Origin of the sequence: Sporomusa sp. GT1, assembly GCF_014634905.1 — a bacterium.
Lineage (GTDB): Bacteria > Bacillota > Negativicutes > Sporomusales > Sporomusaceae > Sporomusa > Sporomusa sphaeroides.
Genome location: NZ_BMBX01000022.1, coordinates 19,451 through 45,777, shown reverse-complemented (window position 1 = coordinate 45,777; position 26,327 = coordinate 19,451). Strand labels below are relative to the sequence as shown.

At 47.4% G+C, this 26,327-nt stretch carries 18 protein-coding genes; 5 read left to right on the top strand and 13 right to left on the bottom strand.

Going from position 1 to position 26,327, the window contains the following annotated elements:
• The first annotated feature begins 6 nt into the window (after nt 1–6).
• On the top strand, nt 7–4,266 hold the full coding sequence (locus tag GT1_RS17830; RefSeq protein WP_188399842.1) for an S-layer family protein: 4,260 nt from the start codon (nt 7–9) through the stop codon (nt 4,264–4,266).
• 213 nt (nt 4,267–4,479) lie between these two features.
• On the opposite strand, the gene pdxK is transcribed toward GT1_RS17830, so the two are convergent.
• On the bottom strand, nt 4,480–5,289 hold the full coding sequence (pdxK, locus tag GT1_RS17825) for a pyridoxine/pyridoxal/pyridoxamine kinase (RefSeq protein ID WP_188399841.1): 810 nt from the start codon (nt 5,287–5,289) through the stop codon (nt 4,480–4,482).
• A 133-nt stretch (nt 5,290–5,422) separates the two neighbouring features.
• Between pdxK and GT1_RS17820 the strand changes: the two genes are divergently transcribed.
• Nucleotides 5,423–6,826, top strand: coding sequence for a PLP-dependent aminotransferase family protein (locus tag GT1_RS17820; protein ID WP_188399840.1), 1,404 nt, complete (start codon nt 5,423–5,425; stop codon nt 6,824–6,826).
• Nucleotides 6,827–6,937: 111 nt separating this feature from the next.
• Here the strand turns inward: GT1_RS17820 and GT1_RS17815 are convergent, their stop codons facing one another.
• The 4 genes from GT1_RS17815 to GT1_RS17800 all read right to left on the bottom strand — a co-directional run bounded on the left by GT1_RS17815 (nt 6,938) and on the right by GT1_RS17800 (nt 12,756).
• Complete coding sequence (locus GT1_RS17815) at nt 6,938–7,969, bottom strand: DnaJ C-terminal domain-containing protein (protein ID WP_188399839.1); 1,032 nt, start codon at nt 7,967–7,969, stop codon at nt 6,938–6,940.
• A gap of 38 nt (nt 7,970–8,007) precedes the next feature.
• Entirely contained in the window at nt 8,008–9,876 is a 1,869-nt protein-coding gene (dnaK, locus tag GT1_RS17810; protein WP_188399838.1) for a molecular chaperone DnaK, read from the bottom strand.
• A gap of 304 nt (nt 9,877–10,180) precedes the next feature.
• Nucleotides 10,181–10,642, bottom strand: coding sequence for a redoxin domain-containing protein (locus tag GT1_RS17805; protein WP_188399837.1), 462 nt, complete (start codon nt 10,640–10,642; stop codon nt 10,181–10,183).
• 137 nt (nt 10,643–10,779) lie between these two features.
• Nucleotides 10,780–12,756: a methyl-accepting chemotaxis protein gene (locus GT1_RS17800; RefSeq protein WP_188399836.1), complete on the bottom strand. Its 1,977-nt coding sequence runs from the start codon at nt 12,754–12,756 to the stop codon at nt 10,780–10,782.
• 242 nt (nt 12,757–12,998) lie between these two features.
• Here GT1_RS17800 and GT1_RS17795 point away from each other — a divergent pair, with 242 nt between their 5' ends.
• Together GT1_RS17795 and GT1_RS17790 are read left to right on the top strand one after the other, a co-directional pair.
• Entirely contained in the window at nt 12,999–14,246 is a 1,248-nt protein-coding gene (locus GT1_RS17795; protein WP_188399835.1) for an NAD(P)/FAD-dependent oxidoreductase, read from the top strand.
• Nucleotides 14,247–14,350: 104 nt separating this feature from the next.
• Complete coding sequence (locus GT1_RS17790; RefSeq protein WP_188399834.1) at nt 14,351–15,040, top strand: aspartate/glutamate racemase family protein; 690 nt, start codon at nt 14,351–14,353, stop codon at nt 15,038–15,040.
• 128 nt (nt 15,041–15,168) lie between these two features.
• Here GT1_RS17790 and GT1_RS17785 read toward each other — a convergent pair whose 3' ends face one another.
• Complete coding sequence (locus GT1_RS17785) at nt 15,169–16,077, bottom strand: LysR family transcriptional regulator (RefSeq protein WP_188399833.1); 909 nt, start codon at nt 16,075–16,077, stop codon at nt 15,169–15,171.
• 172 nt (nt 16,078–16,249) lie between these two features.
• Here GT1_RS17785 and GT1_RS17780 point away from each other — a divergent pair, with 172 nt between their 5' ends.
• Nucleotides 16,250–17,014 carry a TSUP family transporter gene (locus tag GT1_RS17780; RefSeq protein ID WP_075753985.1) on the top strand — a complete coding sequence of 255 codons (765 nt, stop codon included), beginning with the start codon at nt 16,250–16,252 and terminating at the stop codon, nt 17,012–17,014.
• Between the two features lie 139 nt (nt 17,015–17,153).
• Here GT1_RS17780 and GT1_RS17775 read toward each other — a convergent pair whose 3' ends face one another.
• The 7 genes from GT1_RS17775 to GT1_RS17745 form a co-directional block, all read right to left on the bottom strand.
• Nucleotides 17,154–17,747, bottom strand: coding sequence for a TetR/AcrR family transcriptional regulator (locus tag GT1_RS17775; RefSeq protein WP_223226348.1), 594 nt, complete (start codon nt 17,745–17,747; stop codon nt 17,154–17,156).
• A gap of 171 nt (nt 17,748–17,918) precedes the next feature.
• The gene (locus GT1_RS17770) at nt 17,919–18,959 is read right to left on the bottom strand and encodes an ABC transporter substrate-binding protein (protein WP_188399832.1); all 1,041 of its coding nucleotides are present in this window, start codon (nt 18,957–18,959) and stop codon (nt 17,919–17,921) included.
• Between the two features lie 12 nt (nt 18,960–18,971).
• A complete protein-coding gene (locus tag GT1_RS17765) occupies nt 18,972–19,748 on the bottom strand; it encodes an ABC transporter ATP-binding protein (RefSeq protein ID WP_188399831.1) in 777 nt (258 codons plus the stop codon).
• Nucleotides 19,749–19,759: 11 nt separating this feature from the next.
• Nucleotides 19,760–20,857, bottom strand: coding sequence for an iron ABC transporter permease (locus GT1_RS17760; protein ID WP_188399830.1), 1,098 nt, complete (start codon nt 20,855–20,857; stop codon nt 19,760–19,762).
• Nucleotides 20,858–20,901: 44 nt separating this feature from the next.
• A complete protein-coding gene (locus tag GT1_RS17755) occupies nt 20,902–22,629 on the bottom strand; it encodes an ABC transporter ATP-binding protein (RefSeq protein ID WP_188399829.1) in 1,728 nt (575 codons plus the stop codon).
• Nucleotides 22,630–22,776: 147 nt separating this feature from the next.
• Nucleotides 22,777–24,714 carry a TonB-dependent siderophore receptor gene (locus GT1_RS17750; protein WP_223226347.1) on the bottom strand — a complete coding sequence of 646 codons (1,938 nt, stop codon included), beginning with the start codon at nt 24,712–24,714 and terminating at the stop codon, nt 22,777–22,779.
• A gap of 498 nt (nt 24,715–25,212) precedes the next feature.
• Nucleotides 25,213–26,118, bottom strand: coding sequence for a malate dehydrogenase (locus GT1_RS17745; RefSeq protein WP_188399828.1), 906 nt, complete (start codon nt 26,116–26,118; stop codon nt 25,213–25,215).
• Nucleotides 26,119–26,327: the final 209 nt, after the last annotated feature.

Sequence of the window (26,327 nt, the reverse complement as noted above, 5' to 3'; positions counted from 1 at the left end):
TAAGACATGAAACTGAGCAAATGGGGTAAAGTGTCAGTCATTTCATTATGTTTAGCTGTGCAGACGCTTTATGTGGTGCCGGCATGGGCGGGGCCGGATGGAAATACTGAAAGCAACGGTGGTAAAGCCGGGCGGCCTTATAACTCAATTTTTGGGTATGAATGGACTACTAATAAAAACAACTCGGCAGACGGTGAAGGGGCCCGGGCTGGTAACAGTGAGACGTCTATAGCATTAAGAGGACATAATGAAAATAACCATGCAACCGGCGAGAAAGCTGAAGCAGGAAATGGCGATTATAATAAAGACAATATAGCTGCTGGCGATCACGCACGGGCTGGAAACGGACCTGGTGATGCAGGCGGTCCCAATATCGGCGGAGGCAATACAGGGAACAAAGCCGAAGGAGATTATGCGCAAGCCGGCAATGGTAATCTGAATAAGAATAATGAAGCCGATGGCGACAATGCTCAGGCAGGGAATGGGACTGGCAATGAAAGCAACAAAGCAGTTGGCAGTGGAGCAGAAGCGGGTAATGGCGAGTTAGGTCTTAATAAGAAAAACGAGGCTTCCGGAACAAATGCCAAGGCAGGTAACGGTACACTAAATGTGGGCAATAAGGCCTCTGGTGATAATGCTCAGGCGGGGAATGGGATTGGTAACGAAAATAACATAGCAGCAGGCAGTGGAGCAGAAGCGGGCAATGGTGAGTTAGGTTTTAATAAGCAGAACGAGGCCAACGGAACAAATGCCAAGGCCGGCAACGGTACACTAAATGTGGGCAATAAGGCCTCTGGTGATAATGCTCAGGCAGGTAATGGAATTGGTAACGAAAATAACATAGCAGCAGGAAATGGAGCAGAAGCGGGCAATGGCACGTTAGGCTTTAACAAGCAGAACGAGGCTTACGGGACAAATGCCAAGGCTGGCAACGGTACACTAAATGTAGGCAATAAGGCCTATGGTGATAACGCTCAGGCGGGGAATGGGACTGGCAATGAAAATAATACAGCAGCAGGCGGTGGTGCAGAAGCCGGCAATGGTTTGTTAGGCTTTAATAAGCAGAACGAAGCTTACGGGACAAATGCCAAGGCCGGCAACGGTACACTAAATGTAGGCAATAAGGCCTCTGGTGATAATGCTCAGGCGGGGAATGGGACTGGCAATGAAAATAATACAGCAGCAGGCGGTGGTGCAGAAGCCGGCAATGGTTTGTTAGGCTTTAATAAGCAGAACGAAGCTTACGGGACAAATGCCAAGGCCGGCAACGGTACACTAAATGTAGGCAATAAGGCCTCTGGTGATAATGCTCAGGCGGGGAATGGGGTCGGCAACGAAAATAATACAGCAGTTGGCAGTGGGGCAAAAGCGGGCAATGGTGTAATTAATGCAGGAAATGAAGCCTACGGCGACAATGCCCAGGCTGGAAACGGGATTGGTAATACAGATAACAAAGCAGCAGGAATTGGGGCAAAAGCCGGCAACGGTGTAATTAATGCAGGAAATGAAGCTTACGGTGATAATGCTCAGGCTGGAAACGGGATTGGTAATACAGATAACAAAGCAGCAGGCAGTGGAGCAAAAGCTGGCAATGGCATAATTAATGCAGGAAACGAAGCCTATGGCGACAATGCCCAGGCTGGAAATGGGATTGGTAATACAGATAACAAAGCAGCAGGAATTGGGGCAAAAGCTGGCAATGGCATAATTAATGCAGGAAACGAAGCTTATGGCGACAATGCCCAGGCTGGAAACGGGATTGGCAATACAGATAACAAAGCAGCAGGAATTGGGGCAAAAGCGGGCAATGGCATAATTAATGCAGGAAATGAAGCCTATGGCGCCAATGCTCAGGCTGGAAACGGGATTGACAATGATGGCAATAGAGCAATCGGCTATAAAGCAAGTGCCGGTAACGGTATTGCCAATAATGAGAATACTGCTGTAGGTGAAAAAGCCGCAGCCGGCAATGGTATCGGCAATGACGGCAATAGAGCCATCGGCTATAAAGCAAGTGCCGGCAACGGTATTGCTAACAATGAGAATACTGCCGTAGGCGAAAAAGCAGCCGCCGGTAATGGTATCGGCAATAACGACAATAGAGCAATCGGCTATAAAGCAAGTGCCGGCAACGGTATTGCTAACAATGGGAATACTGCTGTAGGTGAAAAAGCCGCAGCCGGCAATGGTATCGGCAATGACGGCAATAGAGCCATCGGTTACAAAGCAAGTGCCGGCAACGGTATTGCTAACAATGAGAATATTGCTGTAGGCGAAAAAGCAGCCGCCGGCAATGGTATCGGCAATGACGGCAATAGAGCCATCGGCTATAAAGCAAGTGCCGGTAACGGTATTGCTAACGATGAGAATATTGCTGTAGGTGAAAAAGCCGCAGCCGGCAATGGTATCGGCAATGACGACAATAGAGCCATCGGCTATAAAGCAAGTGCCGGCAACGGTATTGCTAACAATGAGAATACTGCTATAGGCGAAAAAGCAGCCGCCGGCAATGGTATCGGCAATAACGACAATAGAGCAATTGGTTATAAAGCAAGTGCTGGCAACGGTATTGCTAACGATGAGAATATTGCCGTAGGTGAGAAAGCAGCCGCCGGCAATGGTATCGGTAATGACGGCAATAGAGCCATCGGCTACAAAGCAAGTGCCGGTAACGGTATTGCCAATAATGAGAATACTGCTGTAGGCGAAAAAGCAGCTGCCGGCAATGGCATGCTAAATAACCGGAACCTGGCAAAAGGCAAGAAGGTTGCCGCTGGTAATGGTATTGACAATGATGGTAATACAGCCATCGGTCGTGAAGCTGCAGCGGGAAATGGCGCGTTAAATGACAAAAATAAGGCAGTAGGTAACGAAGTGGCAGCAGGCAATGGTTTCGATAACGATAGAAACATTGCACAAGGCTATGAAGCTGTAGCGGGCAATGGTGCGTTTAATGACAAGAATAAGGCAATAGGGCATGAAGCAGCTGCCGGCAATGGCATGTTTAATGATCGGAACCAGGCAAAGGGTAAGCAGGTTGCTGCCGGCAATGGTTTCGATAATGACAGGAATATTGCTGTTGGTGAGGATGTCGCAGTCGGTAACGGTTATGATAATAACTGGAATGCGGCAGTAGGTCAAAACGCCTATGCCGGTAACGGCGCATTTAATGATGGCAACCTGGCGATAGGCAGCAAAGTAGCTGCCGGCAATGGTATAGGCAATGATCAAAATGTGGCAATTGGCCATAAAGCACTTGCTGGTAATGGTTTTGATAATAATCAAAATATAGCTGTGGGTGAAAAAGCTGCCGCCGGTAATGGCGCAAAAAATGATAATAACCTGGCAGTAGGCATAAATAATTACGGTGATGATGAGCAGCCAACCTTCGATAATGAAGCAAAAGCCTTCAGCAGCCAAGTCAATGAGAAAAAACTGGGTAGAAAAGTTAATGCTGCAGCCGGTAACGGCTATGATAACAACGAAAATGCAGCTATTGGTCATCAAACGGCAGCAGGCAACGGCAAGTTTAATGACAGGAATCTGGCAGTCGGCTATGAAGCAGCAGCCGGTAATGGTGAGGGCAATATAGGTAATACGGCAATTGGCTACCAAGCTCAGGCTGGCAACGGCAAAGGCGGGATAGGCAATACTGCAATCGGTAATCAAGCAAGGGCTTCCGGCTCAAATAGTGTTGCCGTAGGCCATAATTCTGCAACAGGCGGCCGCAGTAATGCCGTCTCTGTTGGGGAAGCCGGTAATGAACGGCAAATTATTAATGTGCAAAGTGGTGTTTATTCTACAGATGTTGTTAACATGAGCCAGCTTGACCGGCTGGATAGCCGGACCGATAAGGTAGGTGCTATGACAGCGGCTATCTCCGGTTTAGCGCCGTTGGCTTATAAGCTGGATCAGCCTACCCAAGCAGCCTTTGCCTGGGGTACGTATTCCGGCGAGAACGCATTTGCCTTAGGTTTTTACCACTATATCCAACAAGATGTTTTACTGAATGCCGCTTTTTCCTTCTCCGGACATGAGCAGATGGGGCGTTTCGCTTTGTCACTACGCTTTAGTACCGGCAGCAATAAGAAAGATATTGAAACTGAAATCAGTGACCCAGGTACGGTAAAGACAGAAACCGTCGAAGCTGCTGAAATCACTACAACACCTGAACCCTCCGGATTGGTCGAAGCAGCAAGGGTAAACAATACCGAAGGAAGTTTAGGGTTTGCCGGAGCCATGCAGGTTGGGGCCGGCGCTGCCTAATCTCTTTTAGCTAAGGTTAGTTACATTCAGGCATAATTATAGATCGTTCAGCTATTTGGCCTAATAGACCTAGTAGCTGAACGATCTTTTGCTTGATCCTGCCGGCAGTACTTGTGCCGAGCCTTTGGCGACGGCGTGTTAGAAAAGAAAATACCCTGAACTCAGGCTGAGAGAGTTCAAGGTAGCTAATGACAGTGAAATTAAGTTAAAGCCTTACTTGTTCAGACGATGGGCGGCATGATAAGTCGGTCCGACATAAGCATTCAGCGGGAATGAGGCCTGGATGGCGGCGGTAATGAATTCTTTTGCTTGTTTAACGGCCTCGTGCACAGGCAAGCCCTTGGCCAGTCCGGCGGTTATCGCCGATGCGTAGGTGCAGCCGGCGCCATGAGTGTAAGTTGTATTGAATTTCGGGGAGCGCAGGATGGTACATTCGTTGCCATCGTACAATACATCGACAGCGTCCGGGGTGTCGATTTTGGCTCCGCCTTTTATTAGTACATTCTTGGGACCCAATTTGTGTATTTCGACAGCGGCAGCCTTCATATCTTCAATAGAACGAATGGAACGAATACCGCTTAACTGGGTAGCTTCAAAGATATTAGGCGTTATGAGGCGAGCGCGGGGGGCCAGTATTTCGCGCAGGCCAACCGTTGTTTCCGGGTGGAGAACCTCATCGGTGCCTTTGCAGGCCATAACCGGGTCGATTACGACATTGTTAACCCCATATTTATCAATTTTTTTGGCGACAAGCGAGATGACCTCGGTAGTTGCCAGCATGCCTGTTTTCAAGGCATCAATGCCAATCCCGCCAAGTACGGTTTCCATTTGTGCTTCCAGTACTTCCAGCGGCAGGGGATAGATATCATGGGACCAGTTATTGTTTGGGTTTTGCGAAACAATGACAGTGATGGCAGTCATGCCATATACGCCTAGCTCCTGAAAGGTTTTTAAGTCTGCTTGCAGTCCTGCGCCGCCGCTTGTATCTGAACCGGCTACGGCAAGTGCCTTGAATATTCTCATAAGTAACTCCCCTTTGGTTTATGTGTATTTGTAAATATAGCTTTCAAAAAATATAGTTGTATTATAAAATAAAAATGAACCTTTTAAAATATACAGAATAGATAACTTTGATAGGTACAGTTTGGAGGATGTCATGGATGTAATTATGCTTGACTTTACTAGCAAAGCCCCCCTGTATATGCAGCTATATCATTACTTTAAGCAGGAAATTGAACAAAACCGCTTGCACGAAGGGGAGAAGCTGCCATCTATCCGGGGACTGTCGGCCGGTCTTTCTGTGAGCAAAATAACTGTGGAAAAAGCGTATCAACAGCTGATGAGCGAGGGCTATATTTTAAATTGCAATCGTTCGCGCTATCTGGTGAACAAGTTTGATGGCATTAGTATCAAAAAAAGTACCGGCTTCATCCCTGAGCGTGAGGTTGACAGGCAGCCGCCGGCAGAATGCAACATAGTATATGATTTTGCCAGTGGCGGGATGGACATTGATGGCTTTGATTTTTCTTTGTGGAAACGCTATATCAACAAAGTGTTTTTAAACAAAGAACGCCTTGTCGGGTACGGGCATATTCAAGGCGAGCCGGAGCTGCGCCGGGAGATAGCAGCCTATATCCGCAATTCAAGAGGTGTCTATACCTATCCGGAGCAAATTATTATCGGCCCCGGGGTGCAAAGCTTGTTAAATACTCTTTGCAGTTTATTGAAGTCGGAAACCAATAGTATTGCCTTTGAAGACCCGGGGTTTAAAAATGGCAGACGCATTTTTGCCAATTATTCGTATAACATCATTGCCATACCGATGCGCAAAGACGGCATTGATATGGACAGTTTGCTGGGCAGTGGGGCGAAGCTTGTTTATGTTAGCCCGTCACACCAATTTCCTACCGGTTATATTATGCCTGTTGGTAAAAGAACACAATTGTTGAATTGGGCTGAGCGGGTAAATGGTATTATTATCGAAGATGACTATGACAGTGAGTTTCGTTATTACGGGCGTCCGATTCCGGCGTTAAAAGGCCTTGATAACAAGGAAACCGTAGTATATCTGGGGTCCTTATCCAAGATAATACCGCCATCCATCCGTGTCAGTTATATGGTGCTGCCGGAGAAGCTGCTTGCCGTTTTTCAGCAAAACGCGGCATTATACAACCAGGCGGCTTCAACCATTGAGCAGCTCGCGCTGGCTCAATTTATGGCAGATGGCTGTTTAGAGCGTCAAATCCGGCGGTTGCGTAAATTATATTATGGGAAAAAATTAATACTGGTAGAGGCAGTCAAGAACATTTTAGGCAATCATGTGGAATTTGAGGGAAGTGATTCCGGGCTTCATACCATTTTGCACGTCAAATCGGAACTAAAAGCCGGGCAATTGGTGGAACGGGCGCTGGCAAAAGGCTGTCGGGTGGCTTCTGTTCAAGATTATTATTTGCAGAATACACCGGAAAACACGTCACGTATCCTCCTTTATTTTTCGAAAATTCCTGCCGGTGAAATAGAACCCGCAGTTAAGCTGCTAAAAGCTGCGTGGTTTGGGTAGTATACAGCGGCAGCTAAAAAGACCAAGCCGCTCACCCTGCGCAAACGCTGGACAGGAGAGTGGCTTGGTCGGTGGCTGGATAGCCTAACGCAGATTTTAAACCCAAGGGACTTAGGAAGCTAATTCTGTTTGCCCGGTATCGGTGCCAGCTGTTTTGGTTTCCCGTATTTTCCGGTAAAGTGCCTTTTCAGCTTCTGACAGTTCGCGGGGGATATCGATACGGATTTTTATATACAGGTCGCCAACCCCTTGTTTTTTCGGCAGGCCTTTATTTTTTACCCGGAGCCTTTGACCGGTGTGAGTACCTGGCTGCACTTTAAGCTGGACTGAACCATGCGGTGTGGGAACCTTGATGGTGTCGCCCAGGACGGCTTGCTCAGGCTGAAGTGTGAGGTCGGTTTCCACATCACTGCCCTGTATTTGCCAGACAGGATGGGGAGCAACCTGGATTTGCAGGTAGAGATCGCCGGCAGGGGCTGCGCCATAGCCTTGGCCGCCTAAGCCCTTCAGTCGCAATGATGCCCCGGGATAGAGCCCGGCAGGAATTTTTACTTTAACTGTTTTGCTGTCTGCCATAGCGCCTGTACCGCCGCAGGCCTGACAGAGGCCGCGTTGGCTGAAGCGCCGCCCTTCGCAGGCGGTGCAGACGGTGGAGGTTGCCAGGTGCAGTTCCTTTTCCGCTCCCCGGAGGAGCTCCTCTATTGCCAAACTTATTTCCGCCTGGACATCTTCGCCTTTGCTGTTCCTTTGCCGTGTACGGCTTTCATAGTGCTGTTTGGCCGCAAAATCCTGCCCAAACAGGCTGGAAAAGAAATGGCTGAATTCAAAGCCATTGGGATCAAAGTCGGCATTTCCCTGATAGGTATAGGTACGGGCAGCACCCTGAGCGGGGTCAAAAGGGAATTCATCGCCTGAGCGCCAATTCATGCCTAATTGATCATATTTGGCCCGCTTATCAGGGTCTCCCAACACTTCATAAGCTTCATTGATGAGCTTGAATTGTTCTTCCGCAGCGGCCTTGGCATCGCCTTGATGAAGATCAGGGTGATGCTGGCGGGCCAGTTTGCGGTAGGCTTGCTTGATTTCTTTTTCCGAGGCGGTTTTGGCAACGCCCAGTGTTTCGTAATAATCAATATATTTCATAACCCATCACCCCTTTTGCTTCATTAATAGTCGACGGTTTACTCGTACTCAACGTCGATGATGTCATCCTCTGGTTTGCCTTGTTTGCCGGTAGTACCTTGCTGTTGCCCGGCAGCGTCAGGCTGCCACTGAGAGGCCTGGCTGTAGGCTTGCTCTAACTCAGCCTTGAGCTGATGCAGCTTATTGCTGTCAAGGCTGTCTTCACCGGCTTGCTTGGCGGCTTCGAGGGCGGCAGACAAGCGTCCGCCGATATGGGCCGGCAGTGTGGCTCCTTTTTCTGTCATCAGGTTTTGCGCCTGATAGGCCAGGGAATCCAATTCATTTTTCAATTCCGCATATTGGCGGCGGTTTTTATCTTCGGCTGCATATTGTTTGGCATCAGCCACCATGCGGTCAATATCGGCTTTATCCAGGTTGCTGGAACCGCTGATGGTGATAGATTGCTCCTTGCCGGTGGCCTTGTCCTGGGCACTGACGGTGAGAATCCCATTGGCGTCAATGTCGAAGGTGACTTCGATTTGTGGCAGCCCGCGAGCTGCCGGGGGGATACCGGTTAATTTGAAACGGCCCAGGGTACGGTTGTCACCGGCCATTTCCCGTTCGCCCTGCAGCACATGAATCTCTACGTCGGCCTGATTATCCTCGGCAGTGCTGAAGCTTTGGCTGCGGCGGGCGGGAATGGTCGTATTGCGTTCGATAATCCTGGTCATTACCCCGCCCAGGGTTTCCACACCCAAGGATAAGGGGGTAACATCCAGCAGCACGACATCCTTAAGGTCGCCGCTTAAGACAGCACCCTGAATAGCCGCGCCCACGGCTACGACTTCGTCAGGATTAACGCTTTGGTTGGGGGTTTTGCCTGTCAGTTGTTTGACTAATTGCTGTACTGCCAGGATACGGGTGGAACCGCCCACCAGGATGATTTCATCGATATCACCGGCTGTTAGTTTGGCGTCAGCCAGCGCTTTCTCTACCGGAATACGGCAGCGTTCTACCAGGCTGCGGGTAATTTCATCAAATTTAGCCCGGGTGATTTTGGCATCCAGGTGTTTTGGACCGCCGGCATCGGCGGTGATGAAGGGCAGATTGACGGTTGTTTCGGTAACGGCAGATAATTCAATTTTAGCCTTTTCGGCTGCTTCGGTCAGACGCTGCAAGGCTTGTTTGTCCTGCAGCAGATCAATACCGTTATTTTTCTTGAATTCACCTGCCAGCCAATCGACAACTGCTTTATCGAAGTCGTCGCCTCCCAGGTGGGTATCACCGTTGGTGGCTTTTACTTCAAATACGCCATCGCCAACATCCAGAATGGATACGTCAAAGGTTCCGCCACCCAGGTCAAAGACCAAAATGGTTTCGTTCTTTTTCTTATCCAAACCATAGGCCAGCGCTGCGGCGGTAGGTTCATTGATGATTCTCAGCACATTAAGGCCGGCAACCCGTCCGGCGTCTTTGGTAGCCTGGCGCTGAGCATCGTTAAAATAGGCGGGAACTGTGATAACGGCATCGGTTAGCTTTTCACCCAGATATTTGCTGGCGTCATCTACCAGTTTGCGCAGTACCTGGGCTGAGATTTCTTCCGGTGCATATTGTTTATCGTCCACCAGGAACTTGACAGTATTTTCAGCACCCTGAACTATTTTGTAGGGAACTAATGTCATTTCAGCATCGACTTCATCGAAGCGGCGGCCGATGAAGCGTTTTACCGAATAAAATGTTTTTGCCGGATTTAAGACAGCCTGACGTTTGGCTAATTGACCGACAAGACGTTCGTTATCGCGAAAGGCGACAACCGAGGGAGTCGTCCGGGCGCCTTCGGCATTGACAATAACCTCAGGACGGCCTCCTTCCAATACAGCAATACAAGAATTGGTAGTACCTAAATCAATGCCAACTACTTTTCCCATAATACACGCCTCCTCTTTATTAAAAATTGCGGGATAGTACCTTAGCTCTAAATCCATATTACCAGATAGACGTTATTAAGAGAAAAACGAAAAAAGTTCAAAAATACCCGCTTAGCAGCAATTTAGCCATTTTAGCGATATGATGGTGAATTTTCACAGGCAGGCTAATTATTTTGACCTTTCTTGACTTTTCGACCTTTTGACTTTGTATTTTTGGCTGCCGGGAGAGGAGGACTGAGACGACAAAAGACGCGGCAGCAAGTGTTGTTACTTGCTGCCGCGTCTTTGTACTGTTACATACTTATTATGCTTTTTTGACTTGTTCCAATACTTCCGCTATATCCGGCAGTTCGGGAATGGGATAAATCTTGACCCAAAGGACTTTTCCGTCCTCACCGACAAGCACATTTGCCCGTTCCGAGAATCCTTCCTGTTGGCGGAAGAGTCCGTATTGCTGGGCAATTTCGCCGTGTGGCCAAAAATCAGCCAATAGCTTTACCGTAGCAATCCCTAATTCTTTTGCCCAGGCATTCTTGCACGGATAGGAATCAATGCTTAAGCCGAGCGGAACGGTGTTATTGCTCTCAAATGCTGCCAAATTGGCTTCTAATGCTTTCATCTGTTCGGCACAAACACTTGTCCAGGCAAGAGGATGCCAGGAGAGCAGCACTTTTTTGCCTTTATAGTCTGTCAGGCGAATTTCTTCTCCACGGTTGTCTTTCAGAAGAAAATCAGGTGCATAATCGCCAACCTTAATTCTGTCCATTGCAATCGCCTCCACATATGTTTTAAATTTGCCTATTATATAATTTAACAAAACTCACCTAAAAATCCTTCTTTTACAAACACAGTCAGGAGAATTTTACAGAGAATATTTTAGTGGGTATGCAGCCGGCTGCCCGCTTATATACGGAATTTGCCAATGGCTTCCTGTAATTCTGCAGCCATGTTGCTGAGATTTTGACTTGATGAAGCGATTTCCTGCATGGCTGCCGACTGCTCCTCAGTAGCTGCCGATACGGTTTGGGCTTCATCGGTCATGGTGTTGGTCAAAGCTGCGATATTTTCGACAGATGATACAATTTGCCGGCTGCCGCCTTCGGTATGCTGGATGGCGACGGTAATTTCTTTGACTTGTTGTGAAAGCTCGGCAATCATCTCAATGATTTTTTGGAATGCAGTACCTGCTTCATTTACCACAATGGTGCAGGTTTTAACCTTGCTGTTGCCGGAATTCATGGTCTGCACTGCTTTGCCGGTTTCATTCTGAATATCTCTAATCAGTGCTTCAATCTGCTTGGCAGCCACTTGGGACTGTTCGGCCAATTTGCGGACTTCCTCGGCAACTACGGCAAAACCGCGTCCTTGTTCACCGGCGCGAGCAGCTTCAATGGCTGCGTTCAGAGCAAGGAGATTAGTTTGACCGGCTATACCGGAAATGGTATTTACGATCTGGCCGATTTCTTTAGATCGTTCTCCCAACTCGGTCACTTCTTTTGCTGTCGAGTTCACTGTTGCTTCGAGTTCTGTCATTTGATTTACCGCGTTTTGTATAGCTATGCCACCTTCCTGGGCAGTTACCGCAGTCAGTGCTGATTGCTCTGAAACTGCACCGGCATTAGCTGCTATCAAGGAAACATTTTCAGACATTCGGGTCACTATCCCGGAGGCTGAATCTACTACAAGGCGCTGTTGTTCGGCGCTTTGGGCCACTTCGGTTATGGAGGAGGCTACCTGATTAGCGGCCTGGGCTGATTGTTCAGAACTGGCATTCAGTTGTTCAGAGGAGGCTGCAACCAGTTCCGCATTGCCTTGTATTTGACGGATCAGCTGTGTTAAGTTGAGAACCATGGCATTGAAGGCATCTGCCAGTAAACCTAACTCATCTTTTGAAGTTGCTTCCAGTCTTTTAATGGTTAAATCGCCTTTAGCAACCTGATTGGCGGCAGCGACAAGAGCAAGAATGGGTTTGGTGGCAATGGTTGAAAGATAAAAAGCTGCCGCACCTGTTAATGCTATCAACAGTAAGCCAATAAAGGAAGTTTGAATGGCTCCATTTATGCTGCTGGCATTGATAACATGGTAAGGAACTTCGGTGCAGATCAGCCAGCCGGATTTTTCATTTTTAACATAGCTTATCAGCAGCTTTTGGTCGTTTATCGTAACTTCTTCGGAACCGCTTTGGCCTGACAGACCGTTTTTAGCAAAGCTATAGCTGGAAAAATCAGTGCGTTCTTCCGGCTTTTGCATATTTTTGGTGGGATGTGCCAGCAGCTTTCCGTCCTGGTCCAGGATAAAAGCGGTAACTTCATCATTAGACAACGTCTTTACAAAGTCGTTTAATACGGCAAGCTCAACCGTTCCCTGGATAACTCCTGTTACATTATTGCTGACAAAATCCCGTATCGGGGCAGCCAGTACCGCGATAAGATGGCCGTTATCCTTACTTACAAGAATTTCTGATATTACCTCCGGTTGGCCCTGCATGCCCAATTTGAAGAAATTGCGGTCAGAAACATTTGTCAGCGGCCCGTCATCACTTCTTGCCACCTGGGTTCCCGAAGCACCGGTAACAATCATCAGCGCAAGCTCCGGGTATACCTTTACCGCATCTGTAACCAGCGTCTTAATTTCTTTCGGGTCACGCGAACCATAGGAGCGAATCGAGGGATTGGTCGCCATGACTTTAACGCCAAATAGATTTTTATTAATAAAACTGTCTACTTTCTCGTGAACAACTTCCGCCCGTTTTAAATTTTCCGCCATCGCGTTTTGTTCCGCAAGCTGTATGGAATTGTTTAAGCTAATACAGGCGAAAATGATAAGAGGTATTGCACTTGCCAATAATAATAAGAGCGTCAGTTTTTTTCTAATATTCAAAAATATCTCCATCCTTTACAACAATATACCTGGACATCTCGTGGATTATATTTGGCAAATAAAACCATATACCTCCGGAATATATTGATGAATAGTATGAATTTATTGACAATATGGCACATATTGATACAACAGTACCGGTTCTGTCAATTTTTCAACTCATGGCAGGAGTTTTGCTGCTCATATGGGAAATAGTATTAATTTACAGGCACTTACTATCTGGAAATGTAGAGGTATCGGTTATGACAATAAAGTCAAAGCGCGTAATTGTTGTCGGCGGCGGCGCTGCCGGGATGCTGGCGGCCATTTCAGCAAGCCGGCAGGGGGCCGGTGTGACAATACTGGAGCGCAATCCCCGTGTCGGCAAGAAACTATTAACAACAGGAAATGGGCGGTGTAATTTTACCAACATCTATGCCGATAGTACCTGTTACTATGGTGATAATCCCAATTTTCCCCAAACCGGACTGGCGAAATTCAGCATTCCGGCAACAATTGCCTTTTTTGAAGAATTAGGAATTGCCCACAAGGTGGAGGAGGGCGGCAAGGTGTTTCCGATGTCTGATCAGGCGTCCAGTGTTTTGGATGTATTAAGACATGAGCTCAATGAACGAGAGGTCACTGTTAACTGTGATGCGTATGTCAGAGAAATAAGAAAGCAGCAAGGAACCTTTACCGTTATCCTGGAAAGCGGAGCGACATTGCAGGCAGACAGTGTCATCCTGGCTGCCGGAGGGAAGGCAATGCCCTCTACCGGTTCTGATGGTAATGGCTTTCTATTGGCAGAAAAACTGGGACACACTGTTATCAATGCGTTTCCCGGGCTTGTGCAACTTAAGCTGGAAGGACCTTTTTTCAAACAAATTGATGGAGTTAAGTTTGTCGGTACTGTGGAAATTTTACATAATGGCAAATCGGCAGCCAAAGACCGGGGCGATATTTTATTTGGCAACTATGGTGTCTCCGGGCCGCCGGTATTACAGGTGAGCAGAACAGCGGCGCAGCTTCTGCATGAGAAAAAGGCAGTTCAATTAAAAATTACTATGCTGGACACTCTTGCCCCGGAAGATCTCAAAAAACTGCTGGCAGCGCGTTTTGACCGGCAATCCAGTAAAACAATTGAATTTAGTTTAGTTGGCTTGATCAATAAAAGGCTTATCCCTGTAATACTGAAGGAAGCCGGCATTGGGGAGATACAGCGGCCTGTTGCCAGCCTGTCTGCCCGGGAACAGGAAAAAATCATGGGAATACTGACAGACTGGCGCTTCACGGTGACCGGCACGAAAGGCTGGCCCTGCGCCCAGGTAACCGCAGGCGGTGTTGCCACTGACGGGATTAATCCCCATACTATGGAATCGAACCTGGTAAAAGGCTTGTTTTTTGCCGGTGAAATTATGGATATCGACGGACAGTGCGGGGGGTTCAACCTTCAATGGGCATGGTCTTCCGGTTTTATTGCCGGACAGAATGCGGCTCTCGAAAATAATTAATCGCTACAACGTTTTTGCTATTTATTCTGCTGAAAACACACCAACCATTATTGCAGCTTACTATTGAAAGAAGATTTTAGCTGAAAGCTGATGGGGGAGATAATGTGCTGACAGTAGGAATATTAGGCGGCATGGGACCGATGGCGACAGTTGATTTATTTGCTAAAATTGTCGAGTGTACGCCAGCTGCCTGTGACCAGGATCATATCAAAATCATAGTGTATAACAATCCTCAGATACCTTCGCGGATCGAGGCGATCCTAAATGGCAGCAGGAGCCCTGCCGGAGAACTTATTGATTCGGCCCGGTTCCTGGAAAACGCGGGGGCAAACCTTCTGGTCATGCCGTGCAATACCGCGCATTATTGGTATCAGGATATTCAGGCGGCAGTTACTATCAAACTGATCAATATGATTGAGAATACGGCCAATGCTGTAGCTTCCCAGGAAAATAGCGGAGATATTGTGTTGTTTGCATCTGCCGGCACAGTTCAAACCGCACTGTATCAAAAAGCATTTCTGGCTAAAAACATTTCCTTGCTCATCCCGAAACCTGACGAGCAGCAGATTATATCCCTGGCAATAACGGTGGCAAAGGCGGGACAGCTGGAAAATAACCCGTATCTCGGTCAACTTGACGAAATAATGTTTGCCTACCAACAGGCAGGGGCCAATTCCTTTATCGGCGGCTGTACCGAAATTCCACTCTTATTTAAATATAGCAACAGGGATTGCTGCCGGATTGACCCAACACGGCTGTTGGCTCAGGAAGTTGTACGTCAGGCTTTACTGTAAAGCCTGTCCGGCGGTGCTGAGCGATGTTATGGCAATAAGAAAAACCCTTAGACATATAAGAGAAAGAGCATTGCGTTTTAGCAATGCTCTTTTTTAGGATCGCACCGGGCAAGTTAGCTTTCTTCCGGTTACCTATGTTTAATTTGGTTCAGGTAGTCAAATTGCGTGTATAGCTCTGCGGCAAAAGCTTCAAAAATAGCTAACGCTTCTTTGGTGCTGGATTTAGCCATTTTGTGAGTTAATTTATAACATATCCGGTCTGGTGGGGGATCGGTAAGCTTTTGAATGGTGTATTTGCTGGTTGCTGCCGCGGATTGGGCAATAGACAGGGGAACAATGGCCCACTGGTGTGCCGTCCGCAGTAAGGGCAATACCATGGGACCGTTGCTTACCTGAATGTGAGGCGGTTTGAGCGGGTCCCACCATTTGCTATGCCAGATCTGATAGGTTGGAAACCATTCATGGTATAATTCATCACTTGGATTTAGTTGCTCGGGATGAATGTACTGAACAGCCTGATGCTCCGGCAGGGCTAAACGCAGGACGACCATAGGCTCTGCAAAAAAAGGTGATAACTCGATATTTTTTATCAGCCTTTCCTGCAGGACAAACGCAATGTCAATCGTGCGCTGCTCCAGTAAATCATACAGTTCGGTTGAATTTTTGGTATAAATATGCAAGCGCATGGCAGGATGCTGACTAATGATCTTCTGATAAACATTAGGCAGTAAATATGTGCTGACACTGTCGACAGAACCAATTGCCAGTGATAAGCTGGTACGTGATTTTAGCGACTGGGTTTCCAGCAGCAGATGCATCCATTTTTCCGCCACCTGAATGAAATCTTCACCGGCAGGCGTAAGGGTGATGGTTTTTAGGCCTTTTCGCCGTTCCACCAGCACCAGGCCGAGCTCCCGCTCGAGATTCTTGAGGCGGTGGCTTACGGAGGATTGGGATAAGTGCAGAAATTCAGCTGCTTTTGTTAAACTTTGATTGGCAACAATGGCGAGAAATGCTTGAATGTCATCAATATTCATGATACTTGTCCTTTGGCCCGAATATTAAAGTTTTGCATGTTATTAATGAAATTAATTCGTTTTACTTAAGTATAAGCACTGGCTATAATGAACTCAAGAGGCGGCACTTGCCATTTTTTTATTTTTTACATAAGTTGAAGCAATTGTGCATGGAAAATAGGAGGTCAATAGTATGGATAGTATTAGTATGGAGATGATCAGCTTTTTACTGGTAGCAGGTTTTGTCGGGGCATTTATCGATTCGGTTGTTGGCGGCGGCGGTTTAATCTCCATGCCGGCACTGATGATGACCGGCTTACCGCCCAGTGTTGTATTAGGGACCAATAAGCTTGCCGCCATATGCTGTTCTGCGACAAGCAGCATATCCTTTTTGCGCTCAGGCAAGATGGATCTTGGTTTAATTAAGTATCTGTTTCCGGTGTCTTTACTTGGTTCCATCCTGGGAGCGTACACGGTAAGACTGATTCCGCCCGAATTTTTAAAACCGTTAGTTGTGGTCATGCTGATTTTGGTAGCCATTTATACAGTGTTTAAAAAGGACTGGGGTGATACCTCTACTTATCAGGGGGTAAATCAAAAAGTGGGTATCTTGAGCGGCTGTGCTGCTTTTGTGCTGGGTTTTTATGACGGTTTTTTCGGACCGGGGACAGGCTCCTTCTTAATCTTTGTATTCTTGATGCTGGGCTTTGACTTTGTTGTGGCTGCCGGCAATGCCAAGGCGCTCAATATGGCGAGCAATCTTGGTGCACTCGCAACTTTTCTGGTGTTTGGTTCAGTCAATTTTGTATATGGTTTTACCATGGGCATTGCGATGATTATTGGTGCGATTGCCGGTTCAAAATTTGCCATTGCCAAAGGTGCTGCCTATGTTAAGCCTTTATTTATATCTGTGACAACACTGTTGGTCGGAAAACAATTATGGGATCTTTTACCATAAACCAAATGATAAGAAATAGCAGGGGACAGGTTCAGTGTTGGACGAAACACCGGCCTGTCCCTTGTTTTATCTGATGACTAAGATTCAGCTGGGATTAAAACCCCAGCTGAATCAAGTTTCCATGTATCTCTTGTTGTTGCTAAATAACTTGAGGTTCATCTAAATGAATGCTGCCGGGGGAGGCCCCAAACAAAGTCTCTAACATTTTTTCGGCAATTGTTAATTTGGCTCTCAAAATTTGGGGATTGGACTCGTGGCCAAACTCCAGGGGTGAACTTGCTTCCAGCAGTGCGGCCATAACACCGCCAAAAAAACAGAGGGTTTCATCTATGTGAATAACATGAGTCACTCCGGCCTGGTTACATTGCTCAAGGATATGTGACAAAAGCGGATTGGTTATGGTAATAGTTTGGCGCCATAATTTATTGATTAACAACCCTTGTTTTTCTTTATATAACACCTTGCTGATTAATCCCGGTTCACCAAGGTAGCTCAACCGGTAAAAGCGATTAATAAAAAATTGAAGCTTTTCTAAAATATTGTCAGGCTTAAACGCCTGAATTTCAGCTATCATATTTTGCACATGACTAATCAGGATAGCTTCCAAAATGGCCTCTTTTGAAGGGAAATAATAGTAAAAGGTTCCTTGCGCCACATTGACGTGTTTGACAATGTCCTGCACAGTCGTTTTTTGATATCCGTTGGCAAGAAAGAGTTCCAGTGCTGTGTCCATTAACTCAGCCTGGCGCACCTGAGGATCTTTGGTAACTCTAGAAATAGGAAACACTCCCCTTATTTTAACTGACTGACATCAGTTAAAATATTAAAATAAAAAGAAAATATTGTCAATCACCTTTTTATTAAAAGCCAGTGGTCTGTCTACGCAGAAAACGTAGACAGACCACTAGTCAAAGCATTCCGGATATAATGTTTCGGCGATTTTTTCCAGCACATCTATTATACGTACTCCGCCGTTATTTACACTAAAGAAAGGGACATTGATGATATTCCCCTGCTCAATGGCCCGCATACTTTGCAGTTCCCGGATGCCTTTCAGGTGAGTTATTGCTTCCTGATCGGTAAGATCTTTGGCAGCATCTTTTCTATTGACGGATACGAAGAGGATGAAGTCGGGGTCGTGGGACAATACTTCTTCGGCACCGACGATAGCTGTCATCGTGTCGCCGATGTGCTGGCCGCCGGCACTGGCAATCAGCGAGCTGACAAGATAGCTGCTGTCATACAGGGAAAACTTGCCGTCTAAATGATCCTGCAAGACCAAAACGGTTTTCTTTTGCGGGATGTTCCGCACTGCTGCCTCCACGCGGGCAACACGCTGCCGGCAGTCCTGGATATATTGATTGGCCTGATCCGGTATGCCAAAAATTTTACCGATATCGGCAATATAAGCGTAGACGTTATTTTCCAGCAGGGGCTTTGTTTGGCGTAAGGTACTGGGGACAATGAAGGTTGCCACGCCCCGTGTATGCCAGCTTTGTATATCGCCAAAGACATTTTCACTGAAGTGGTGGGGCCAGCCAATCACCATGTCAGGTTCCAGGTCCAGTATTTCCTCCCGGGAGGGGGCATACTGGGCCTGCATAATTTTCATTTTGGCATATTTTTCTCTCAACCGCTCCAACGGGGGGCCATAGGGTGCTATTGTAGCCAGGATACGGTCTTCGAGTCCTAATTCCAGCAGGAGTTCGGTTGCGCCCGGATGAGTAACGACCACACGGGTGGGAATCTGGCGGTACGTATATTCTGCCAGGTTCCCGGCGGCATCATAATTAGTAATGGTCACAGGCGGGTAGCCTGTGACGGTGGAAATAACCGGCGGACCTTTATGCGGATCTGGCGGCAGGGTGCCGCAGCCTGTGAGCGATAATGCGAGTAAACAGCTTATCAGTAGGAAGTTGATGTTTCTATTCAGCCTTAGCGGCATTGTTCTATCTCCTTATGCATACCGGTGGGTAGGATAGTACGTTATCGACAAATAGCCGGTATCGGGGTTTTCCCGGATGTCACAATCAATTTCATATACATCCCGTACCAGACCGGGAGTCAAGACTTCTTTGGGGGAGCCATGGGCAACCAGCTTGCCGTCCTGCATCACATAAAGTTTGTCACAGTACATGGCAGCCAGGCTGAGGTCGTGCAAAGCCGCAAGAATTCCAATTCCCAGTGATTTTACAATGGTAAGCAGCTGCAGTTGATACTTGATATCCAGATGATTGGTCGGTTCGTCTAGAACCAGTATCTCGGGCTGCTGTGCCAGCGCCCGGGCAAGAATAACCCGCTGCTTTTCTCCGCCGGAAAGTGTTGAGAAACTACGGTCGGCATAGTGCTCCATACTTACTTTGCGGATTGCCTCCAGTGTAAGTTCATAATCGGACTGGTTATTGGTACCAAGGAAGCTCTTATGAGGTGTTCGTCCCATCATAACCATATCAAACACGGTAAAATCAAAATTTATGTTATTAAACTGTCCGACTACAGCCATCTTTTTGGCCGATTCCGCCAGTTTGACTTTTTTGTAGTCATTACCGTCCAAGAGAATGGTGCCGGTTGTCGGCTGGATTACCCGGTAGATGGTACGCAACAGGGTAGATTTGCCGCTGCCGTTTGGGCCGATAATCCCAACAAATTGCCCTTTTTTAGCATCAAGTGAGACATCCTGGATGATGTTTTTTTGGCAAAGGGTCACATTGATATTCTTCAGTGATAAATCCATGCCGGTCCCCCCTACTTATTAGAAAATCCAAGCGAATTCTTAAATAAAACATACATGAAAAAAGGTGCGCCGATCAGTGCGGTAATAATGCCAATCGGCAGTTCACCTGATGGCAGCGCTGTTCGCGCCAGCACATCTGCCCAAATGAGGAAGAGTGCTCCTGTCAGCATGGCAGACGGTAAGAGCCGTCTATGATCAGAACCCACAAACCCACGGACAATATGGGGTATAATTAAGCCGACAAAGCCGATTACCCCACAGGAGGAAACAATCAGGCCGGTGAGCAGGGCGGTAACAAGAATGATATTTCGCCGCACCGCTTGTAACGTAATGCCTAAGGTGGTAGCAGCTTCTTCGCCAAGCAGCAGGGCATTGAGATTACGCGACTGTGCCAGGAGGAATATAGAACCTAACAGTACACCCAGGCCTGGGAGCAATATATTGTTCCATTTAGCGGCAGCCAGTGAACCCATTGTCCAGAACGTTACCGTGCGGATGCCTTCAGCGCTGCTGGCAATGTAGATAATAAAGCTGGAAAAGGCACTAAATAACGCATTGGCAATAGTGCCGGCCAACACCATTTTAACTGTGGATACCTGACTGCCGATACCGGATAGTACCATGACCAACAAAGAGGCAGCCAGTGCTCCGATGAAAGCCCAAAAGGCGGTTGGCAAGCCGGAAAATATGCCGGACGCGTTAAGCAGGATAGAAAAGGTGGCACCAAGTGAAGCTCCGGCCGATATGCCCAAAATATAAGGATCAGCCAGTGGATTTTGCACCGAAGATTGCATGGCAGTGCCGCACATAGCCAGCCCGGCTCCGGTAATAACCGCCATAAGGATGCGGGGAAACCGGATTTCCCAGATGATGTCCAGATGAGCGCGCGATGCCTGGGCAGCAATATCGCCAATATTTATGTGGAACATTTTGAACAAAATAATCTTCAAGGCCGCTTCGGGGGCAATTTTTACCGTTCCGAAACAAACCGCCAGCAGCACTGATATTAGAACGCCGGTTATCAGTACTGTTGTCCAGCCGAGAAAAACTTGTTTTTTGCGGATAACTGCATCAAAGGGAAAGGGTTGTCGAGAGGGTACTTGCATCATGTGAGCTGGTCTCCTATTCGTTTTTGCCTGGGTGTAGTGGTATTTCACGCTATTTGAGAAGCACAGAGGCGGGCATACAGCCCTGCTTTTGCCAACAGTTCTTCATGCGACCCCTGCTCAACAATGTTGGTATCATCCAGCACAATGATTTTGTCTGCCCGGCGTACGGTGGAGAGACGGTGAGCAATGACCAGCAGGGTCCTGGTTCCGGCAAGCTGCTGGATCGCCTTTTGAATTTGTTTTTCGGCTTCCATATCGACCGATGCTGTTGCTTCATCCAGAATTAGCAGCGGGGTGTTGCGCAAAAGTGCCCGCGCAATTGCCAGACGTTGCTTTTGACCGCCGGACAGCAGGATTCCCCGCTCACCTACCAGGGAAGCGTAGCCTTGTGGCAGTGAGGCAATGAAGTCATGAATATACGCTTTTTTTGCCGCTTGTATCAGTTCTTCCGGGGTTGCATCCGGCCTCCCATAAGCAATGTTTTCAGCAATCGTGCCATTAAATAAAAATACTTCCTGAGGCACTACGCTCATTTGGCTGCGCAAGGATGCAAGCTCAATATCGCGCAGATCAACCCCGTCGAACTTAATCCGGCCGGAGTTCGGGTCATAAAAGCGGGTAATTAATGAAGCGATGGTGGTTTTACCTACACCGGTGGGGCCGACAAAAGCCACCATTTCTCCTGGTGCTATTGTAAACGAGATGTCCTCTAATACCGGGGAAGCTTTGTCATAACTAAAAGTGACGTTTTCAAAAACAAGGTGTCCCTTAGCGGCCGGCAGGCGGAGGGCAGCAGGCTTATCTTTAATCTCAGGTTCGGCATCCAGAAGGTCAAATACGCGTTCAGCTCCGGCAACAGCCTGGAGGAGACTGTCAACTGAGGTAACTAAGGTGGCAATCGGGGCATAAAACAGGGTGAGATATAACAGAAATCGTACAATATCGCCGACACTTAGGATTCCTTCTAATGCCATGATGCCGCCAAAACCAACCACCACGACTGTGCCCAGCGAGAGAACGGCTTCCACAGTCGGATGATAGATACCGCCTAGCCAGACAACCTTCATAACTGCGTCCCGCCATCTGTATGTCTGGAAACTAAAGACTTCTGACGCGCTGTTTTGCCGGCCAAAAAGCTGAATTTCTTTTAATCCGGTGAGGTTATCCTGCAGTACGGCATTCATGTCGCCCAAACAGGTTTGATGCAGGCTGTAGGCTGGATAAATTTTTTTGCTGTAGTACAGGCTGAAAGCCACCATAAAGGGAACCGGGATAAAGGTCAAAAGAGCCAGCCAGGGGTTAAGCAGTACCAGCAAAATAGCAACTCCGGCTACAATAAATGTACTGCTTAAAATGTTAGGAATGGCGTGGGCGATGAGCAATTCAAACTGAGCCGTGTCGTTCATCACCCGGCTCATAATCTGCCCGGTTTGTTTGTCACTATAATAGCCTAATGATAGTTTCTGCAAATGATCATATACCTTGATCCGCATTTTGGCAACGATATTCCAGGCGGCACAATGCGCCCAATAGTCACTGCCCAGACGGAAAAACGCCCGGAGCAGATAGGTACAGAACAGCAATAGGGCGAGGCGTTGAACCTCGGAAATATTTGCTTTGCTGAAATTGCCTGTCAGTAAGTCGATGAGACTACTGATTAAACCGGGACCAATCAGGTTGAGCGCGGTGTAGATGACAATGCTGGCAACTGCGCTGGCAAGCATCCAATAATATTCCTTTGATGCGTAAAGTAATCTTCCGATATATTTCATAAAATGCATGCTCTCCTCTGTAATTGAGGTTAATTTTTTGTAAGCACCGTTACGCTGCTCCACTCAGCTATGTCACACGACAATTTTAGAATGGCAGCCAGGCATGGGGACAGGAGATTGTGGGGCAATCTCCTGTTTACTTTAGGGCTAAATTTTGTGTTCCAGGCCAAAATAGAAGCTGCGTGACGGCATAGGGAATTGTCCCGGATGGCGTTGGCCGAAGCTGTCAGACCAATAGCTGGCTGCTGATTCGTACGCCTCATTGGTCAGGTTATAGCCTTTGAAATAGATGCGGGTGTCGGAATTGCACTTATAATTGACCGTCATATCCAAAGTCAGGTACGATTTGCCGGAAAAAACACTGGTATCGCGGCCGGTGACGCTCCTGAGGGTAAGGCCGGTATTGAGCTTATCCTGATCATATTCAACATTGAGACGGTAGCCGTTAGGCTGACTGGTGCGCGGATCGTTCGAATAAGCAGTTTCCGTGTTGGATTGATTTTGGATCTTTACATACGTATAACCGGCGGCTATATTCCACTGTGGCGATAACTGCCGCGATAGCGTGAGGTCAAAGCCCTGACGTTTTTGCTTATTCACATTTATATATTTGGTATATTCAATGCCATTGTTATCCCAATCCCGCCAAGCCCAGTCAAGAGCATTATCGATTTGGCTGCGGTAAACACTGGTCTGCAGTTTTGTTCCATGCCCCAATTCGGTGTTTAGACCCAGAGTTATTGTCCGGCCTTTCTCCGGGTCCAGATCAGGGTTTCCTTTCCAGTATATGGTATTGCTGTACATCTGCGCAATAGTCGGATTTTTGACATATTGCCCCCAGGAGGCATAAAGATTGGTTGTGGAATTAATTTCACGGTTAGCCGTCAACCGTGAGGTGAAGTGGCCGCCGACTACACTGTGATGATCATAGCGCGCTCCGGCCGATAGTGTCCAATTGCTGGGGAGGCTCCAGCGATTTTCGGCAAAAACGGCTCCGGTAATAACGCTTTCATCGATAGAGTTATTGTCATTTATTGTTTCCTGCCGCCATTCACCACCGCCAACCAAGGTGTGTTTTCCCCCTAATTTCCAGCTTTGCTGCCAGTCAAGGCCGGTAGCCTCCAACTCATCGATAGCAAACAGGGAATTATAATATGTGGCTTCATAGTGGTTGCGATATACGCGCAGCAAATTGTTGGCTCCGGTATCTTTTCCCCATTGGTAGGTAAGTGCCACGTTGTTGTCCAGGCTGGTACGGTAACCCCCGGGGTATTCTGATCTGCCGTCCGGATGTATGTAACCGGCAAATCCTGACTCATCTTCGGTATGCTCGAATTGCAAAGACAGAGAGCGTCCGCCCTTCAGCTCCTTGTCCAGACGCAGAGTCAAAAACTCCCGGTCCAGCTGGCTATCGTTATGGGTTCTGATTTTACCTGTCCGGAAGTCTTTGTACTCAAAGCTATCTTGCTGTTTCTTTTCTGCTGTCAGCAAATAACTGATATCACTGGATTTACCCTGGCTGGTAAGATTATAGCGTTTAAAGCCCCAGCTGCCGAATTCAGAAGCCACCGATGTCCGGGTTTCACCGGCTTTGCGGGTAATGATATTAATGACTCCGCCTGCCGCTTCGCTGCCGTATAGCGAGGAAGACGGACCGCGGACAATTTCAATGCGTTCAATATTTTCAACGGCCAGCAGATCCAGGATTGCACCTGAGTTGCTGCCGCTGGCAACAAGATGACTCCAATTCATGCGGCGGCCGTCAATCAATACCAGCACCCGTTCGTCACCATTGAGTAAAGGGATAGTAGCCCCACTGTTTTTTTCTAAGGTTATGCTGCTTTTCCTTAATACATCAGGCACACTGCTGTAGCCGCCTTTTTCAATTTCTTCACGGGTAATAACCGTGACATTTGCCGCTATTTCTGTCTGTTTTACAGGAATGCGGTTGGCGGTAACAACATATTCATCCAAGGCATACTCGTGCTGGTCGGCGGCTTCCTCGGCCGGTGTGGCTAACGGTGTCCCTAATAATAATGCACTGCTCAAAAGGGAACACATAACTTGGCGTTGTCGCTTATTCATAATAAATTCCTCCCAGGATTTTAAGATTACGCATAATATCAAAAAATAAAACGACTGACATCAGTCAATAAATTCCCTGAAAAAACATCTCTGCCAACTTTCAAACTCCTTTCTTGTTTTATTTGGTAGCCTTGTTGCCGGGGCTTTTGGCACAACAGGTTCTCTTAAGCAATCGCCGTGCACAGTGTATATCCGGTGACTAACCCATGCTAAGGATTCCCGCGTTTATAGGTGGGCGTCACTAGGTTTATTTTATATTTGACTGACAACAGTCAAATATAAAATAAAGTATTACATGGAATGAAAATCATTATCATTAAGATTATAACTGCCATTCGTCAAATTGGCAATACTTTTTTTTGGGCATTTTTTTCGATTTTACTGAAAGGGTTTTGAATCTGTTTTTATATAGCTTATTGACATTCGTTTGCCGACATTAAAAGGACGGTGCAGCCGCCGGCAGATAAAGCAAAGGGGCAGCTGCACCAGACAAGGAGATTATACTTCTAATTCATCGACATATCTTTTTATATTGGCAACCGAGTGAGCAAAGGCCGTAGTTTCAGACGGAGACATAGGAATGTTAAGGACCGGCCCTGCTCCATGCCGGCCTACTACTGTGGGCAGGCTGACTGCAGTTTTATACCTGCTGTTAAAGGTGGAGACCGGCAGAACTTTCCGGTCGTCGTTTACGATAGCTCCCAGGATCTCGCAGGCAGATGCCGCAGGAGCATAAACAGTGCCTCCTTTTAATGCAATTACTTGCCCGGAAGCGGCCTCTACTTCCTGACCAATGCGTGTGATGACAGTGTTATCATAAGCCGGCAGGGTAGCTAACGGTACGCCTTTGATGGTTATATTGCCTGTTAGCGGCACCATCGTTTCCCCATGTTCTCCTATTACATAGGCGTCAATGTCACGGGCATCCACACTAAAATGCTGTGCAAGATAGGAACGGTAGCGGGCGGTGTCAAGGACAGTTCCCATACCTATCACCCGTTCGGCAGGAAGGCCGGAGACTTGATAGGCTAAATGGGTCATGACATCAAGTGGATTAGTAATAATTAGTAATATACACTGCGGACTTAAGGCAACTGCTTCTTTTACGATCGCGGCAATTAAACTTGCGTTGCGGGAAAGCAGCATTACGCGCGGCTCGTCTGCCCGGCGGGGAATACCGGCGCTGATAACTACAATATCCGAATTGGCGGTATCCCGGATTTGGCCATGCGTAATACGGGCTTGAGGGCAAAAGGCCTGGCATTGCAGGAGGTCAAGGGCTTCGCCGTAAGCCTTGTCGGCAGAGACATCTGATAAAAGAATTTCCTGAGCCAGGCCTTTTAATGCCGTCGTATAAGCTAAAGCTACTCCGACTTTGCCGCTGCCAATAAATGAAATCTTCATAGTTTGTTCTCCTTAACAGATATTTTATTGTTTCTAATAAAATATTTTGCTCGCGGCAAATGGGTTTATACCACCTTGCTCCAACCTGAAAATTAGTGAAACTATAAAAATTACAGGCATGAAAAATATATAGGAAAATAGTTGCTTGTTTGAGAAAGTCTGCCTTGCGGTTACAAAAACAGCTAAAATCTCTTAAATATAGACATTTT